The 13,945-nt window shown below is 69.7% G+C and carries 15 protein-coding genes; 10 read left to right on the top strand and 5 right to left on the bottom strand.

The genetic code is table 11. The features are described 5' to 3' along the window. Positions 1-2 precede the first annotated feature (2 nt). Positions 3-212 carry a helix-turn-helix transcriptional regulator gene (locus RUR_RS15620; protein ID WP_283137037.1) on the top strand — a complete coding sequence of 70 codons (210 nt, stop codon included), beginning with the start codon at positions 3-5 and terminating at the stop codon, positions 210-212. A 273-nt stretch (positions 213-485) separates the two neighbouring features. Here the strand turns inward: RUR_RS15620 and RUR_RS15615 are convergent, their stop codons facing one another. Continuing rightward, a complete protein-coding gene (locus RUR_RS15615) occupies positions 486-1,163 on the bottom strand; it encodes a helix-turn-helix domain-containing protein (RefSeq protein ID WP_283135776.1) in 678 nt (225 codons plus the stop codon). 292 nt (positions 1,164-1,455) lie between these two features. Here RUR_RS15615 and RUR_RS15610 point away from each other — a divergent pair, with 292 nt between their 5' ends. Genes RUR_RS15610 through RUR_RS15600 form a run of 3 tightly spaced genes read left to right on the top strand, consistent with a single transcriptional unit; the run spans position 1,456 to position 4,150 of the window. Continuing rightward, on the top strand, positions 1,456-2,400 hold the full coding sequence (locus tag RUR_RS15610; RefSeq protein ID WP_283137036.1) for an ATP-binding cassette domain-containing protein: 945 nt from the start codon (positions 1,456-1,458) through the stop codon (positions 2,398-2,400). Further along, positions 2,397-3,155: an ABC transporter permease gene (locus RUR_RS15605; protein WP_283135775.1), complete on the top strand. Its 759-nt coding sequence runs from the start codon at positions 2,397-2,399 to the stop codon at positions 3,153-3,155. The genes RUR_RS15610 and RUR_RS15605 overlap by 4 nt, the downstream gene beginning before the upstream one ends. 8 nt (positions 3,156-3,163) lie before the next feature. Continuing rightward, the gene (locus RUR_RS15600; protein ID WP_283135774.1) at positions 3,164-4,150 is read left to right on the top strand and encodes a hypothetical protein; all 987 of its coding nucleotides are present in this window, start codon (positions 3,164-3,166) and stop codon (positions 4,148-4,150) included. Between the two features lie 370 nt (positions 4,151-4,520). Here RUR_RS15600 and RUR_RS15595 read toward each other — a convergent pair whose 3' ends face one another. After that, entirely contained in the window at positions 4,521-5,405 is an 885-nt protein-coding gene (locus RUR_RS15595; protein WP_283135773.1) for a LysR family transcriptional regulator, read from the bottom strand. A 137-nt stretch (positions 5,406-5,542) separates the two neighbouring features. On the opposite strand from RUR_RS15595, the gene RUR_RS15590 reads away from it, so the two are divergent. Then, the gene (locus tag RUR_RS15590) at positions 5,543-5,950 is read left to right on the top strand and encodes a VOC family protein (protein ID WP_283135772.1); all 408 of its coding nucleotides are present in this window, start codon (positions 5,543-5,545) and stop codon (positions 5,948-5,950) included. A gap of 184 nt (positions 5,951-6,134) precedes the next feature. On the opposite strand, the gene RUR_RS15585 is transcribed toward RUR_RS15590, so the two are convergent. Further along, positions 6,135-6,410 (bottom strand): hypothetical protein, encoded by a 276-nt coding sequence (locus RUR_RS15585; RefSeq protein WP_283135771.1) that lies wholly within the window; start codon positions 6,408-6,410, stop codon positions 6,135-6,137. Between the two features lie 363 nt (positions 6,411-6,773). On the opposite strand from RUR_RS15585, the gene RUR_RS15580 reads away from it, so the two are divergent. Together RUR_RS15580 and RUR_RS15575 are read left to right on the top strand one after the other, a co-directional pair. Beyond that, entirely contained in the window at positions 6,774-7,163 is a 390-nt protein-coding gene (locus RUR_RS15580; RefSeq protein ID WP_283135770.1) for a DUF1048 domain-containing protein, read from the top strand. A 303-nt stretch (positions 7,164-7,466) separates the two neighbouring features. Then, positions 7,467-8,705: a serine hydrolase domain-containing protein gene (locus tag RUR_RS15575; RefSeq protein ID WP_283135769.1), complete on the top strand. Its 1,239-nt coding sequence runs from the start codon at positions 7,467-7,469 to the stop codon at positions 8,703-8,705. A gap of 278 nt (positions 8,706-8,983) precedes the next feature. Here RUR_RS15575 and RUR_RS15570 read toward each other — a convergent pair whose 3' ends face one another. Continuing rightward, positions 8,984-9,553 carry a CGNR zinc finger domain-containing protein gene (locus RUR_RS15570; RefSeq protein ID WP_283135768.1) on the bottom strand — a complete coding sequence of 190 codons (570 nt, stop codon included), beginning with the start codon at positions 9,551-9,553 and terminating at the stop codon, positions 8,984-8,986. Positions 9,554-9,653: 100 nt separating this feature from the next. Here RUR_RS15570 and RUR_RS15565 point away from each other — a divergent pair, with 100 nt between their 5' ends. Continuing rightward, positions 9,654-10,424 carry an SDR family NAD(P)-dependent oxidoreductase gene (locus tag RUR_RS15565; protein ID WP_283135767.1) on the top strand — a complete coding sequence of 257 codons (771 nt, stop codon included), beginning with the start codon at positions 9,654-9,656 and terminating at the stop codon, positions 10,422-10,424. 58 nt (positions 10,425-10,482) lie between these two features. Further along, a complete protein-coding gene (locus RUR_RS15560; RefSeq protein ID WP_283135766.1) occupies positions 10,483-11,331 on the top strand; it encodes a glycoside hydrolase family 16 protein in 849 nt (282 codons plus the stop codon). 32 nt (positions 11,332-11,363) lie between these two features. Here the strand turns inward: RUR_RS15560 and RUR_RS15555 are convergent, their stop codons facing one another. Further along, positions 11,364-12,596, bottom strand: a complete 1,233-nt coding sequence (locus tag RUR_RS15555; RefSeq protein ID WP_283135765.1) for an MFS transporter — start codon at positions 12,594-12,596, stop codon at positions 11,364-11,366. A 131-nt stretch (positions 12,597-12,727) separates the two neighbouring features. Between RUR_RS15555 and RUR_RS15550 the strand changes: the two genes are divergently transcribed. Continuing rightward, a complete protein-coding gene (locus RUR_RS15550) occupies positions 12,728-13,696 on the top strand; it encodes a LysR family transcriptional regulator (protein WP_283135764.1) in 969 nt (322 codons plus the stop codon). Positions 13,697-13,945 lie beyond the last annotated feature (249 nt).

Genomic DNA, 13,945 nt, shown 5'->3' with positions numbered 1-13,945 from the left:
CCATGCTCCGGGCGGAACGGGGGATCTCCCGGCGCGAACTCGCCGAGGCCCTGGGAGTCCACTACCAGACGATCGGCTACCTCGAACGCGGTGAGTACAGCCCCAGCCTGCACCTGGCGCTGCGCATAGCCGAGCACTTCGAGGTGCCGGTCGAGGTGATCTTCTCCACCGCCCCGTTCCCCCGCCTCGGCACCACCGGCCGATCCGCCTGAAGCCACACAACCGGGCCCATCCGATTTCCGGATGGATGCCCGGTACGGCCCCAAGCGGCTCAGGCGCCGGACCACGCGCTGGAACCGGGCAGGCGCAGGCCGTACCCCGGCGACACCACGCCAGAACACGCGCCTGGTAGGGGTGCCGACAAGAAACGTGTCAGTGCGCCATGGAAAGCGCTGTTTGTCCGAACGGGGGTGGAAGACCACCGTCGCTCTGCCGTCGTAGCGGCGACTACCGCGGAAGTCCGGGGCGCAACCCCTGTGGTCTGATCACGGCGGGAGGTCGCGCCAGCGTTCGGCCGACGCCAGAGCGTCCAGGCTGATCCGCTCCAGGAACGCACCGCCCCCGGCCAGGCGGCGTCCCATTGGCGTGTCGAGCCCGAGCGTCTGCCCCGCCGCCTTGGCGGTCTCCGCCGCCGCGAGCGTCTGCCGCGCGCTGATCACCGCCGAGTGGTACCAGGCGTCGTCGTCGACCACGTAGATGTCGCGCCGCCGCCGCGGATCACGTTCGCGCCTGATCAGCCCCTGCCGGGTCAGGTAGGCCACCGCCGTGGAGATCGAGGCGGGACTGACTGTCAGTCCGCGCGACAGCTCGGCCGCGGTGAGCCTGCCGTCCTCGCTCAGCCACAGGCCGATGAGCACGCGCGCCATCATTTTCGGCAGGCCCATCCCGATCGCCATCTCGACGGCTCCCGCTTCCACCTCGAAGACCTTGGAGTCCTGGGGTTCGGCCGAACGTGCCGGGGTGCCGCGCCGCGCCCGCCGCACCGTCGCCTGGTGCGCCCGCTCGGGGCGGTAGTCGCCGGGGCCGCCGTTGCGGCCGACCTCACGGCTGATCGTCGAGGTCGGCCGGTCCAGCCGCCTGGCGATCTCGGCGTAGGAGCGGCCTTCGGCGAGGCCGGTCGCGATGCGCCGGCGGTCCTGCAGGGTCAACCTTCCTTCTGACATGACACCACTATTGCGTTCGGCGCCACACAATGCAATGTTTCTGTGCATTCAGCTTCAGTGCCAACGCATCAATTTATCGGGTTTGACCTGCAATTATGCACATCGATTGATTGACAGAATTTCTGAAAGCAACGTAGCTTTCAATTGTGATGAACACGTACTATCGCGATGAGCCGATCACTCCGTCCCTCGACCGCTCACCCGCCTGTCCCTTCGATCCCGCTCCTTCGCTCACCGCCCTGCGCGCAGGAGCAGCTGACCTGCCCGTCACCTGGGATCGGGGGTGAACGCGATGCGGACCTTCGTCTCGGTGACGGGACTGCGTAAGTCCTACGGCGCCCACCGCGTCCTGGACGGCATCGACCTCACCATCCCGCAGGGCACCGTCTTCTCGCTGCTCGGCCCGAACGGCGCGGGCAAGACCACCACCGTGCAGATCCTGTCCACCCTGATCAAGGCCGACGCGGGCGAGATCTGGGTCGCCGGGCACGACCTGGCCAAGGAACCCGACGAGGTGCGTGCCGCGATCGGCGTCACCGGCCAGTTCTCCGCGGTCGACGGCCTCCTCACCGGCGAGGAGAACCTGCGGCTCATCGCCGACCTGCTCCACCTCGGCCGCGCCAAGGGCCGCAGGCGTGTCCGCGAACTGCTGGAGCGCTTCGACCTCACCGACGCCGCGCGCAAACCCGCGGTCACCTACTCGGGCGGCATGCGCCGCCGGCTCGACCTCGCCATGACCATGGTCGGCACGCCCAGGCTCATCTTCCTCGACGAACCGACCGCAGGCCTGGACCCGCGCAGCCGCCGCACCATGTGGCAGATCGTCAGGGACATGGTTCGGCAGGACGGCGTGACCATCTTCCTGACCACCCAATACCTGGAGGAGGCCGACGAACTCGCCGACCGCATCGCGCTGCTCAGCCAGGGCCGGCTGGTGGCCGAGGGCACCCCTGAGGAGCTCAAGCGAATGGTGCCCGGCGGCCACATCGTCGTGCGCTTCGCCGACCCCGACGGGTACCGCAGGGCGGCCGGCCACGTCGGCGCCACCTCCGGCGACGACGCGGCGCTCACCGTCCAGATCCCCGACTCCGGCGGAGTCAGGACGCTGAGAAAGCTCCTGGAGTGGCTGGACACGCATGCCATCGACGTCGCCGAGCTGTCGATGCACACCCCCGACCTGGAGGACGTCTTCCTCACCCTGACCCAGGAGCCCTCGACCAAGGAGCCCTCCCGATGAGAGCGATCACCGACTCGGCGACGATGCTGCGGCGCCAGGTCACACACATCTGGCGCTACCCCACGCCCATCCTCACGTTCGCGGCCGTGCCCGTGGTGTTCCTCCTGCTCTTCGTCTACGTCCTCGGCGGCACCATGGGCGCGGGCATCGGCGCCGACCGCGCCGCCTACGTCGGCTACCTCGTCCCCGGCATCATGATCACGACGATCGTCGGGGCCGCGCAGGGGACCGCGATCTCGGTGGCCACCGACATGACCGGGGGCATCATCGCCAGGTTCAAGACCATGGCCATCGCCCGCGTCTCGGTGCTCACCGGGCATGTACTCGGGGCGATGGTGCAGACGTTCCTCGCGATTGCCGCGGTGACCGCGGTGGCGCTGCTGATCGGGTTCCGCCCGCCCGCCTCGGTGCCGGACTGGCTCGGCGTGGTCGGTGTGCTGGCCATGTTCACCTTCGCGATCACCTGGCTGTCGGTCGCACTCGCCATGGCCACCAAGAACGTGGCCACGGCCAGCAACCTGCCGATGCCGCTGATGCTGCTGCCGTTCCTCGGCAGCGGCTTCGTCCCGACCGAGTCGATGCCGACCGGATTGCGCTGGTTCGCCGAGCACCAGCCGGCCACCCCTGTCATCGAGACGCTGCGCGCGCTGCTGGCCGGGCGTCCGGCCGGGTCCGGCTTCCTGGCGGCGGCGGTGTGGAGCGCGGGCATCGCCCTGGTCGGCTATCTGTGCGCACGCAGGCTCTACAACCGGTGAGGGTGGACGTGTTCAAACGCATTCTTCCAGCACTTGGCCTGCTGGTTCTCGCGCCGCTGGTCGGTGAGTATCTACTTGGCAACATCGCCATCGACGCCCTACCGATGATCATCGGGCTGATTCCGCTTTATGGCGGTGGCGCGCTGCTGATCCGTGAGGTCGCCCGCCGGTGGGGGCTGGGGTGGCCGGGGATCATCCTGCTCGGGCTCGCCTATGCCGTGATCGAGGAGGGCCTGCTCACCCGGTCGCTGTTCGATCCCGACTATGTCGGGTTGCGGTTGCTCGACTACGGGTTCATTCCGGCACTGGGCATCGGCGCCTACTGGACCGTGTTCGTTCTGGCCATCCACGGGGTGTGGAGCATCGCGGTGCCGATCTCGCTGGTGGAGGCGGGCTCACGCCGGCCGGACACGCCCTGGCTCGGCAAGGTCGGCCTCACCGCGTCGGCCGTCCTGTTCCTGCTGGGCGGCGCGGTGCCCATCGCCCTGGCAGGTCCGGCCGTCTACCCGTTGTCGGCCGCTCAGATCACCTGGACGCTGATCACGGCCGTCGCCCTGATCGTCGCCGCGTTCCTGTCCGCTCGATTCCGCCGCCCCCTCCTCCCGGCCACGCCGGCCGGCCCGTGGACCGTCTTCGCGATCACCATCGCGGCCGGGGCGGCGTTCTGGCTCCCCAGCTTGCTCGCCATGGTGGGGATCAAGCTGGAGTCCGTCGTGCCCGCGTGGATCACGGTCGGCTTCTACCTCGCGCTCTACGCCACGATGACGCTGCTCATCCTGCGCTGGTCCCGGCGCACGGGCTGGGGACCCTGGCACAGGTTCGCCCTGGGCGCCGCCGGCCTGGTCACCTACGCCTGGCACAGCTTCCGGCAGGCGCCTAGTTTCCCGGCGCCCGCGAATGTGGACCTCATAGGCAACGCGGTCTTCACGCTGGCCGCCCTCGGGCTACTCGCCTTTGTGGTGAAACGGCTCCGCCGCACCGCTCCGCCAACGTGACCTTAACCTTGGCGCTCGCGAGATCGCTCCAGATTTCCAGAACAAGCTCAGCTTGGCCTTGCCGCCGTAGTAGGTGACCGAAGCAGCACCGTGCTCCTCCTACGCCGAGACCGGCTTGCCGGGATCGAGGTGGCGGTAGATCAGGGCCCGAGCGCAGCCCGTACCGACACCAACCGGTGTTCGTCTCAAATGATCGCCGACTACGGCCCCAGGTGTCCCCCGACAGAGTCGGCGATCACGCCGACGCAGTCCTATGGAACCGAAGGATTCATCAGAGGCGGGACGGGAGCCGCTCGGTCGCATCGACTTTCTCCGCGAACAATCGGACGGCCTGTCGGACAAGCTCCTGCGCTACCTCTCTTGCGGCAGGTCACAGAGCCAATGTGCCCATGTCTCGGACGATTCGGGAGAAGTCCAGGATCAGATCGGATTCGGCCGCCGTGCGCCAGATAGGGGCCCATTGGGCCGAGGGCGCGTCGTGGATGGGCACGTAGACCAGGTCGGGGCGTGATGCGTAACGGACGGCGTGGGCGTGGATGGGCGAGACGGCCTCTCCGTTGGAGAGGATCGGCAGCATGTCGGCCCACTTGTCGACGACCGGGCCGACCTCGATCAAGCGGCCGCCGGGCGTGCGTGCGGGGACGATCGCCTCACGCCAGTAGTCGGGGGTGATGCCGCCTGCGACGACCTCGTCACCGAGGTCCTCCAGGCTGACCGACTCACGGCCCGCCAGACGGTGGCCGCTCGACATGGCCAGCACCATCGGCTCGGTGAACAGGACGGGGCCGACGGTCAGGTCCGCTTCCCTGATCGGCAGCCACAAGAGCGCGATGTCGATCTCGTTCCTGCGCAGCGGCCCGAAGCCGTCGCCGAATTCGACGTGGCTGAAACGCACGTCGACGTCCGGATGGCGCTGGGTGAAGGCGTCGAAGCGGGTGCGCAAATCCGCCAGGTTGAACGGGCTCAGGCCCATGCGCAGCACCCGGGTCTTGCCTCGGGCGGCCAGCTTTGCGCGCTCCAGGCCCACGTCGATGCTGCTCTGCACGGGCTTGAGGTCGGCGTAGAGCTGCCGGCCGATCTCGGTGAGGGCCACCTTGCGGCTGGTGCGTTCGAACAGGGCGGCGCCGATGAGGCGCTCCTGCTTCTTGATCGCCTGGCTGACGCGACCTTGGGTGAGGCGCAGCCGTTCGGCGGTGCGGCCGAAGTGCAGCTCCTCGGCGAGAGTCAGGAAGATCTCGATCTCGCGAAGCTCCACACCGCTCCCTATCTGATTTATGAGTCGGACTAATCGGATCATAGCCAGTTCTGGCGTTGATGCCCGAGTGACGCAGGTTGAAGATTGACCCATCCGAAACACCCCCTTTCGGGGGTCAACGGGGAGAGGAGAAATCAGTGAACATCATCGCCACCACGGTGACGCTGACCGTTGACGACGTGGTGGCCTCCAGCGCCTTCTTCACCACTCACCTGGGCTTTCGCGAGGTCATCGCCGATCATGCTTTCGTCTCCCTGGCCCGTGACGACGCAGCCGGCGACGTGGTCCTGCTGAAACGCGGAAGCCAGGTGCTGCCCGACGAGCGGCGCTATGAACGACCCGCAGGGATGATCCTGGCCTTCACGGTCACCGGGCTTGACGCCGAGTACCGGCGTCTGCGACGGGAGGGTGCCAACATCACCATGCCCTTGCGTGACGAGCCCTGGGGCGACCGGCTGTTCCAACTCACCGACCCCGGCGGCGTCGTGGTCCAGCTCGTGGAGTGGGTGGCTCCCGCCGGTGCCGAAAGGCGGGCAGGCCCGTGATCCTCAATCCACGCCCCCAGGGCGTCTTCGCGCACAAACCGGCGGAGTCGGCGGCCGCACCCTCCGGGCCACCGGCATCACGGTGGAGATCCGTCGTAAGCGGCTCCTCACCGGGGGCGGCCGAGCCCTGGGCGAGGCCCTCACCCATGCGGTCCTGCAGGCCCGAGACCGGATCGTCACCGCCTCACGCAGTCCGCAGCTGACCGAACGGATCGCCCCGGCGGCCGTCCCGGCGTTGGCTGATCTTGTTCATACCGGCGCCTGTGATCGGCAACGGGGTGCCGACGACGGCGATCCCGCCCCGCTGCAATGCGCGAAAGACCGCCGGAGCCCTCGACCCAGACGACCAGCCCTGCTCTAGGAGCGTCGAGGCGGGCCGCCCGAGACGCCGACCGAGCCCCTCGGCCGGCCCCGCGGCGATGTGCCGACGGCCCTCGAAGGTGAGTCCGTCTCCGGGCATCAATGCTCGTCTCCCATCCGCCGACATGCGCGGGCCCGGCGCGCGAACCCCGCCGCGCCGTATGCATTCACTCCAAGCCCATTGCAATACAAGTCCCGATCGCCAATTGCATTCAGTGTCATATTCATTGCAATGTAGGTTATTTTCTGTGGCTGAGCAGGCAAATCAAACCTTCTTTGCATATTGACCAAATCATGAATGCAATGTAGCTTCGAAGATGTTCAGCGATACATGAACATCCACCGCGGTAGGTGGGGAGCACTCCCCCAACCCCTGCGGACAGGCATGTCCCCAAAAGTTCCGGAGGACCCGGAGCTTCCTCACAGAACAGCCCAAACAACTCCGCGAAGGAGGCAGAGGACCATGTCCGACACTCAAAAGGGCGGCTTGCTCGCCAAGGTGATCGGCCCCAAGCGGCGGTGGCGTCAGTACAAGGCGCGCGTGAGGCAACTCCCGCCGGACCACCGCGCCGCGGTCGAGGCGATCGAGCGGTACCTGATGCACTTCGTGCCGGTCGACGCCGAGAGCGACGCGTCGAGGTTCGAAGGCCTGGCCGACCTGTTCGAGCGGGCCGCGGCCGACGGAACGCCTATCCGCGAGATCGTCGGGGAGGACCCGGTGACGTTCGCCGAGGCGTTCGCCCGGAACCACACCGATGGCGGCTACGTCCCCGCCCGTGAGCGGAGGCGGCTGACCGACGCCCTCACGCACGCCGCCGGCGAAGGCACCGGAAAAGCAGCCAAGACCGCCTGACGACGCGCCCTGGCCGGGCACCACCTCAACGACCGCCCGCACGGCGCGGCGGGCCGTGCCCGGCCCCATCCCGCCGCGCCGGCGGAGAGCCACGACGGCGACAGCCGGTACCGGAGCGGCCGACGACGGCGGACGCCGTCAACGACCCGGCGATCGCGCCCGCGGGGCTGCGAACCGGGCCCCGCCGAACCCACCCCCGACCCCCGTGCGCCGCCCGCGCGAAGCCCGTGAACACCCCGCCGGGACGGGCCCCGCACGATCAAACACCGAGTTCACCGAACACCGCACCTAAGGAGACCCACCATGGGACACGGCAACAGCGGCTTCACCAAGACCGGACTGGACAGACTGCGCCAGGTGCTGGCACGGCACGTCGAGTCCGGGAGGATCCCCGGGCTGGTCGCCCTGGTCAGCCGGGGTGAGGAGACGCACGTCGAGGCGATCGGCACGATGCGGCACGACGGCGGTGCGCCGATGCGCCGGGACACCATCTTCCGGATGGCCTCGACGACCAAGCCGGTCGGGGCGGCGGCGGCGATGGTGCTGGTGGACGAGTGCCGGCTGCGGCTGGACGACGCGGTGGATCCGTGGCTGCCCGAGCTCGCCGACCGGCAGGTGCTCAAACGGCCCGACGGCCCGCTGGAGGACACCGTGCCGGCGCGGCGGCCGATCACCGTACGGGACCTGCTGACCTCCACGTTCGGGCTCGGCATCGACATGACCGCGAAAGGGTCCCCGATCACGGGCGCGCTCTTCGAGCGGGGGGTGTACGGCCAGGAGGACGGATGGCTGCTGCCGGCCCCGGACCCCGATGAGTGGATGCGCCGCCTGGGCACGCTCCCGCTGATGTGCCAGCCCGGCGAGCGGTGGCTGTACAACATCGGCGACGACGTGCTCGGCGTGCTGGTCGCCCGGGTCACCGGCCGGCCGTTCGAGGCGTTCCTGCGCGAGCGCGTCTTCGACCCGCTGGGCATGGCCGACACCGGTTTCCACGTGCCCGCCGAAAAGATCGACCGGCTGCCGCCCCTGTACGCCCCCGACCATCAGACCGGGGAGTTCCTCGTGGAGGACCCGGCCGAAGGGGGACATCACAGCACGCCCCCGGCGTTCCAGTCGGGCGGCGGAGGGCTCGACTCGACCGCCGACGACTACCACGCCTACTTCCGGATGCTGCTCAACCACGGGACGCACGACGGCGAGCGGATCCTGTCCCGGCCCGCCGTCGAACTGATGACCACCAACCGCCTCACCCCCGGGGTGCTGGCCGCCCGGGAGGCCTGGGCCCGCGACGCCGTCCACGTCGGGTACGGCCTGGGCCAGCACGGCGGCTGGGGCTTCGGCATGGCGGTGCGCACCCACCACGGCGACTACGCACCCGTCGGCCAGTTCGGCTGGGACGGCGGGGCCGGCACCACGGTCTACGCCGACCCGCACAACGGGCTCGTCGGCATCCTGCTCACCCAGGTCGGGATGTCCACCCCGGACTCGGCGCGGGCCATCCACGACTTCTGGACCACCCTCTACCAGGCAATCGACAACTGAGCCGCCCACCTGGTCGAGGTCGCTCCCGACGACTTCAACCTCGGCGAGACCGGCCACGGCGGTGGGACGCCTGGTAGGTGACAGCAAGATCGATCATGTGTACGGTCGCGGCCGACGGGGGCCGCGACCGTACACATGACGTTCCGAGCACGGCGCCGTCCCCACGCCTCCTGGAACGCGTTGATCGATTCCGTGGTGACCTTGCGGCCGGCGCGCCTTGATGCGGTGCGCGGAGCAGCCCGTACCCTGCGCAAAGCCGGTCCGGAGACCGGCGGCCGCTATCGGTGCGTTCTGGTTCTGGCGCGGTAGGCCCGCGCCGCCATCTGGGCGCCGCAGGTGCGGGCCTCGCAGTAGACCGCCGCCTGGTTGCGGGAGCGGTCGTAGTAGCCGAGGCGGCAGGGCGGGTTGCGGCACGCCTTCACCCGGCTCCAGGTACCGCGCAGCGCGAGCTCCGCGGCGGCGGCGAGCACCCGGGCGAAGGCGCCGCCCACCCCGTCGGCCACCGGGTGCATCGCGGCGTCGAAGGCGCCGACGACGGGACGTACCGGATACCGCTCGCCCAGGCGGCGCAGGCGATCGACGTCCTCATCCCGCACCGGGGCGCCCGCGTGCGCGAGCAGCACGCCGATGAGCGCCTCGCGCAGTTCACGGGCCGTCGCGAGGTCGCCCTCGGCGACGTGGACGCCGGGATCCGCGAACCCGGCGGCGACCAGCCAGCCGCGGAACGCCGTGATGTCCGCCAGGCTCTCCTGTCCGCCCCGCAGCGCCCGGGTGTTGACGAAGGCCAGCACCAGCTCGGCGGCCGGGGAGGGCGCCAGCGGGCTGCCGCTCGTCGTCGCGGTGGGCATGAGCACAGCCTACGGCTCGCGGGCGGCACTGGACGCGTCATGAGCAAAACCATTACGGTAATGACGCTCATGCGGGTTTCCACCGTCGACAGGAGGTTCCGTGGCATCGTTCCCCGACTTCAGCGTGACCGGGCAGGTCGCCCTCGTGACCGGTGCCGCGCGCGGCCTCGGGCGGGCCATCGCGCTGGCGCTGGCCCACGCGGGCGCCGACGTCGCCCTGGGACTGCGCGACGTCGGCGCGGACTCCGGCCTGGCCGCCGAGATCCGGGCCCTCGGCGGTACGGCGCTGCCGCTGCAGATGGACATGACCGACCCCGGCCAGATCGCCGCCGCCGTGGAGGCGGTGACGGACCGGTTCGGCCGGATCGACATCCTGGTCAACAACGCGGGCGTCGCGCCGGGCAACCCGGCCGAGGACTTCACCGAGGCCGACTTCGACCGGACGATCGCGATCAACCTCAAGGGCACCTTCCTCGCGAGCCAGGCCGCGGGCCGGGTCATGATCCGCCAGGGGTACGGGCGGATCGTCAACCTGGGGTCTCAGGCGGGTGAGGTGGCCCTGCCCGGCGAGTCGGTGTACTGCATGACCAAGGCCGCCATCGCCCACCTCACCCGCTGCCTGGCGGTCGAATGGGGCCCGTACGGGATCACGGTCAACAACGTCGCCCCGACCTTCGTCCGCACCCCCGGGACGGCCGAGGTGCTGGCGGATCCGGAGTTCGAAGCCGACGTGGTCGAGCGCATCGCGGCGCTGCACCGCATCGGGGAACCCATGGAGGTCGCCGGGGCCGTGCTGTTCCTCGCCTCTCCGGCCGCCTCGCTCGTCACCGGGCACACGCTCGTCGTCGACGGCGGCTGGACCGCCCGCTGAACCCCGTCCGAAACGGCCGTGCCGACCGGCGGCCGTCCCCATCGAGAGGAGCACCGACGTGACGTGTCGCACGGACGACCGGCAGGGCACGCCCGACCCGATCGCCAAGGACGGCTACGAGCTGGAGTTCGAGGACGTCTTCGACGGCGACCGCCTCGACGAGACCCGGTGGGTACCCCGGTACCTGCCCCAGTGGACCACCGGCGCGGCGTCCCTGGCCCGCCACCGGGTCGGCGGCGGCCTGCTGCGGCTCCTGATCGAGGAGGACCAGCCGCCGTGGTGCCCCGAGGCGGAGGGGGAGCTCCGCGTCTCCTCCCTGCAGACCGGCGTCTTCGCCGGACCCGTCGGCAGCGGCCTCGGGCAGCACGGCCGCGGGCCCGGCATGGTCGTCCGCGAGGCGCAGGACGACGTCAGGCTCTACACGCCGCTCTACGGCCTGATCGAGATGCGGGCCAAGGCGACCGACGACCCCCGCGCCATGGTCGCGCTCTGGATGATCGGGTACGAGGACAAGCCGGAACGTTCGGCCGAGATCTGCGTCTGCGAGATCTTCGGCCGGGACGTCCGCCCGGACGGCGCGCGCGTCGGCATGGGTCTGCACCCCTTCGGCGACCCCGACATCGCCGACGACTTCACCGTGGAGCCTTTGCCCGTCGACGCCCGCGACTTCCATGTGTACGCCGCCGAGTGGACGCCCGACCGGGTCGTCTTCCTCGTCGACGGCGAACCCGTCCGGACCGTGCACCAGTCACCGCGCTACCCGATGCAGCTGATGCTCGGCATCTACGAACTCCCCCGCACCGGCCTGGAGCGCGGACCCGAACGGCCGTACCCTCGGGAGTTCACCGTCGACTACGTCCGCGGCTACCGCCCCACCGCCGAGTCGAGGGGCCTGGACCCGCGCTGAAACCCGGATCCGGTACGGCCTCAGGCCGCTGATCAACGCGCCGCGCCTGACCCCTGGTGCGGGTACCGGTGCCAGGGGAGAAGGGCCGCTGTGGCGATCAGTAGGACTCCGGCGGTCGCGATCGCGGTGCGTGCGTCGGTGAGCACGGTCAGCAGGCCCCACAGGGCCGTGACACCGGCGACCGTCAGGCGCCCGGTGACGGTCCAGGCGGTGAGGACGCGGGTCGTCGTGTGGTCCGGGGTGTTCCGCAACCGGTAGGCGGCGAAGACCGGGGTGAAGACGCCCATGCAGAAGATCATCGCACTCTCGACCGCCATGACGACGAGAAGCCCGGCCGGGCCGGGTCCCACGAAGGTGAGACCGATCAGCCAGAGCACTCTGGCCACGCCGAACCCGAGCAGGATCCCGCGTTCCCCGAAACGGCGGACCAGCGACGGGGACAGGCGGGCGCCCAGGAGACCGCCCAGACACGGGATACCGAAACCAAGGCCGTACTCCAAGGGCGTGAAACCCAGGTCGTGCAGCATCAGGTGGGTCAGCGGCGGCGCGGACGCCAGGATGAGCGCGTTGACGAGCGTCGTGTGGGCGAACAGCAGGCGGAGCACACGATCGGCGGAGACGGTCCGCCAGCCCTCGGCGACCTCGCCCCACCGCGTCGTGCCGGGGGTGCGGGCGGGCGGTGCCGGCTCCGGTGCCGAGATCGCCCGGATGCGCAGCGCCGACAGCGCATAGCCGATCGCGTCCGCGACGATCGTGGCTACGGGGCCGAAGAACCCGATCATCGCACCCCCCGCCGGTGGGCCGACCGCCGTCGAAATCCAGGTGAGGAGCTCGAACCGGCTGTTGGCCTCGGTGAGCCGGTGGGCCGGTACGAGCGTCTTGAGGTAGGAACCCCTCGCCCCGATGAAGGCGATGTCGGCCACGGCGACCACCACGGCGACCACCATGAGGTGAACGTAGGTCAGCAGCCCCGTGCCGTACGCGATCGGTACCGTCGCCAGCGCGAGAAAGCGCAGCAGGTCGGCTCGGATCAGGAGCGACCGCTTGGGCCGGAACTCGATCCACGGGCCCAGGGGGACCGCGAGCAGGGCACCGATCGCCCCACCGGTCGCCGAGATCCACGACAGCTGCGCGGCTCCGACGTCCAGAACCATGATCGCGATCAACGGTATGGCGTCCAGCGCCAGCCGCGTCCCCAGAGAGCTCGCCGCACAAGCCTGCCAAAGCCGTCTGAAGTCCGCTCCCAGATCGTCGCGATCCGCCATCCCCAACCTCACCGTCGCACAACCGAATGTAGAACGGCGTTGATTCAACACACTTGATGAACTGGTACTCAAACAATAATCTGGCCAGTTCAACAACTATTGGTTGTTTGACGCATCGCTATGCTGCCTTCATGAACACCGAAGCCCTCCACGCCTTCGCCCTTGTCGCCGAGCACGGTCGATTTCAGGACGCGGCCGACGAACTCGGAATCACCCAGCAGGCGGTGTCCAAGCGGATCGCCGCCCTGGAGCAGCGCCTTGGCGTGCCCCTCTTCACCCGGGGCCGGCACCGCGCCGAGCTCACCGTGGACGGCCAGGCGTTCCTGCCGCACGCCAAGGCGGTGCTCCTGGCGGCGGAGGCCGCCGTCCGGTCCGTTCAGCCCACCGGCCGCGCCCTGCGGGTCGACGTCCTGGGTCGTCGCGTCGCCGCCAACGCCCTGGTGATCGACTTCCATACCCGCCACCCGGACATCCGGATCGACGTCATCACGGTGAGCGACATCAAAGCCGCCTTCCACGCGCTTCTCGGCGGATCGATCGACGCCACCTTCCGCTACATCCGCGACCCGGACGCCCTTCCGGGCGGTATCGAACACCGGCGGGTGTACGACGAGCCGCTGGACCTTCTCGTCGGGCCACGGCACCCCCTGGCGAAGTCCCCCGGGGTCCGGCTGTCCGACCTGGCGGACCACCGCATCTGGATCCCCGGCATCGTCGCCGGCTCGGAATGGGGCGACTACTACGTCGCGATGGCCGAGGAGTTCGGCCTCCACATCGACTCCACCGGGCCCAACTTCGGCGTGGAGCACCTGCTGGACACCATCGCCGACTCGCCGACCCTGGCCACCACCTTCGGCGCACGCACCCGCATCGCCTGGCTCACCGGGCACGGACTCCGGCGCGTCCCCATCCGTCACCCCACCCCCGTCTACCCCTGGTCACTGGCCTGGCACACCGTCAACCGCCACCCCGACCTCGACGAACTCCGCGACCACCTGTCCAACCTGCGCGAGCCGACCGGCCGACCCGGCACCTGGACACCTTCCTCCGGCCCCGGCCCGGCCAGGACCGGGGAAAGGACGAAGACCCACCCGGAGTAGTCCCGGACCGGCGGCTCCTCCGCCCGCTTGGCGTTCATACCGTACGGCCGCAGCCTGAGCGCCGGACCTTTTCGCGGTGCCCGGCCGGGCGCAGCCCGTACCGGGCGGCGTTCCGAACCCGGCGGCACCCGTAGCCGCCCTGGTGTCCTTCAGCGGCGGCGCTGCACGTTTCCCGGCTCACCGGACCGTAGGTTTTGGTTTTACCCGGATTGAGACTTTTCCATAGCCACTAGCCGTTGGCTGGGCTAA

This window comes from Rhizohabitans arisaemae (assembly GCF_025996515.1).
In the GTDB taxonomy this organism is placed as follows: domain Bacteria; phylum Actinomycetota; class Actinomycetes; order Streptosporangiales; family Streptosporangiaceae; genus Rhizohabitans; species Rhizohabitans arisaemae.
Note: the sequence above shows the minus strand (reverse complement) of the source record. Positions and strands in the feature narration are given on the sequence as shown.

Coding starts and splice junctions, on each gene's coding strand:
- RUR_RS15585 (WP_283135771.1), bottom strand. CDS start 6,410: ATGCCCGGAGACGGACTCACCTTCGAGGGCCGTCGGCACATCGCCGCG.
- RUR_RS15575 (WP_283135769.1), top strand. CDS start 7,467: ATGGGACACGGCAACAGCGGCTTCACCAAGACCGGACTGGACAGACTG.
- RUR_RS15610 (WP_283137036.1), top strand. CDS start 1,456: ATGCGGACCTTCGTCTCGGTGACGGGACTGCGTAAGTCCTACGGCGCC.
- RUR_RS15615 (WP_283135776.1), bottom strand. CDS start 1,163: ATGTCAGAAGGAAGGTTGACCCTGCAGGACCGCCGGCGCATCGCGACC.
- RUR_RS15570 (WP_283135768.1), bottom strand. CDS start 9,553: ATGCCCACCGCGACGACGAGCGGCAGCCCGCTGGCGCCCTCCCCGGCC.
- RUR_RS15555 (WP_283135765.1), bottom strand. CDS start 12,596: ATGGCGGATCGCGACGATCTGGGAGCGGACTTCAGACGGCTTTGGCAG.
- RUR_RS15550 (WP_283135764.1), top strand. CDS start 12,728: ATGAACACCGAAGCCCTCCACGCCTTCGCCCTTGTCGCCGAGCACGGT.
- RUR_RS15605 (WP_283135775.1), top strand. CDS start 2,397: ATGAGAGCGATCACCGACTCGGCGACGATGCTGCGGCGCCAGGTCACA.
- RUR_RS15620 (WP_283137037.1), top strand. CDS start 3: ATGCTCCGGGCGGAACGGGGGATCTCCCGGCGCGAACTCGCCGAGGCC.
- RUR_RS15580 (WP_283135770.1), top strand. CDS start 6,774: ATGTCCGACACTCAAAAGGGCGGCTTGCTCGCCAAGGTGATCGGCCCC.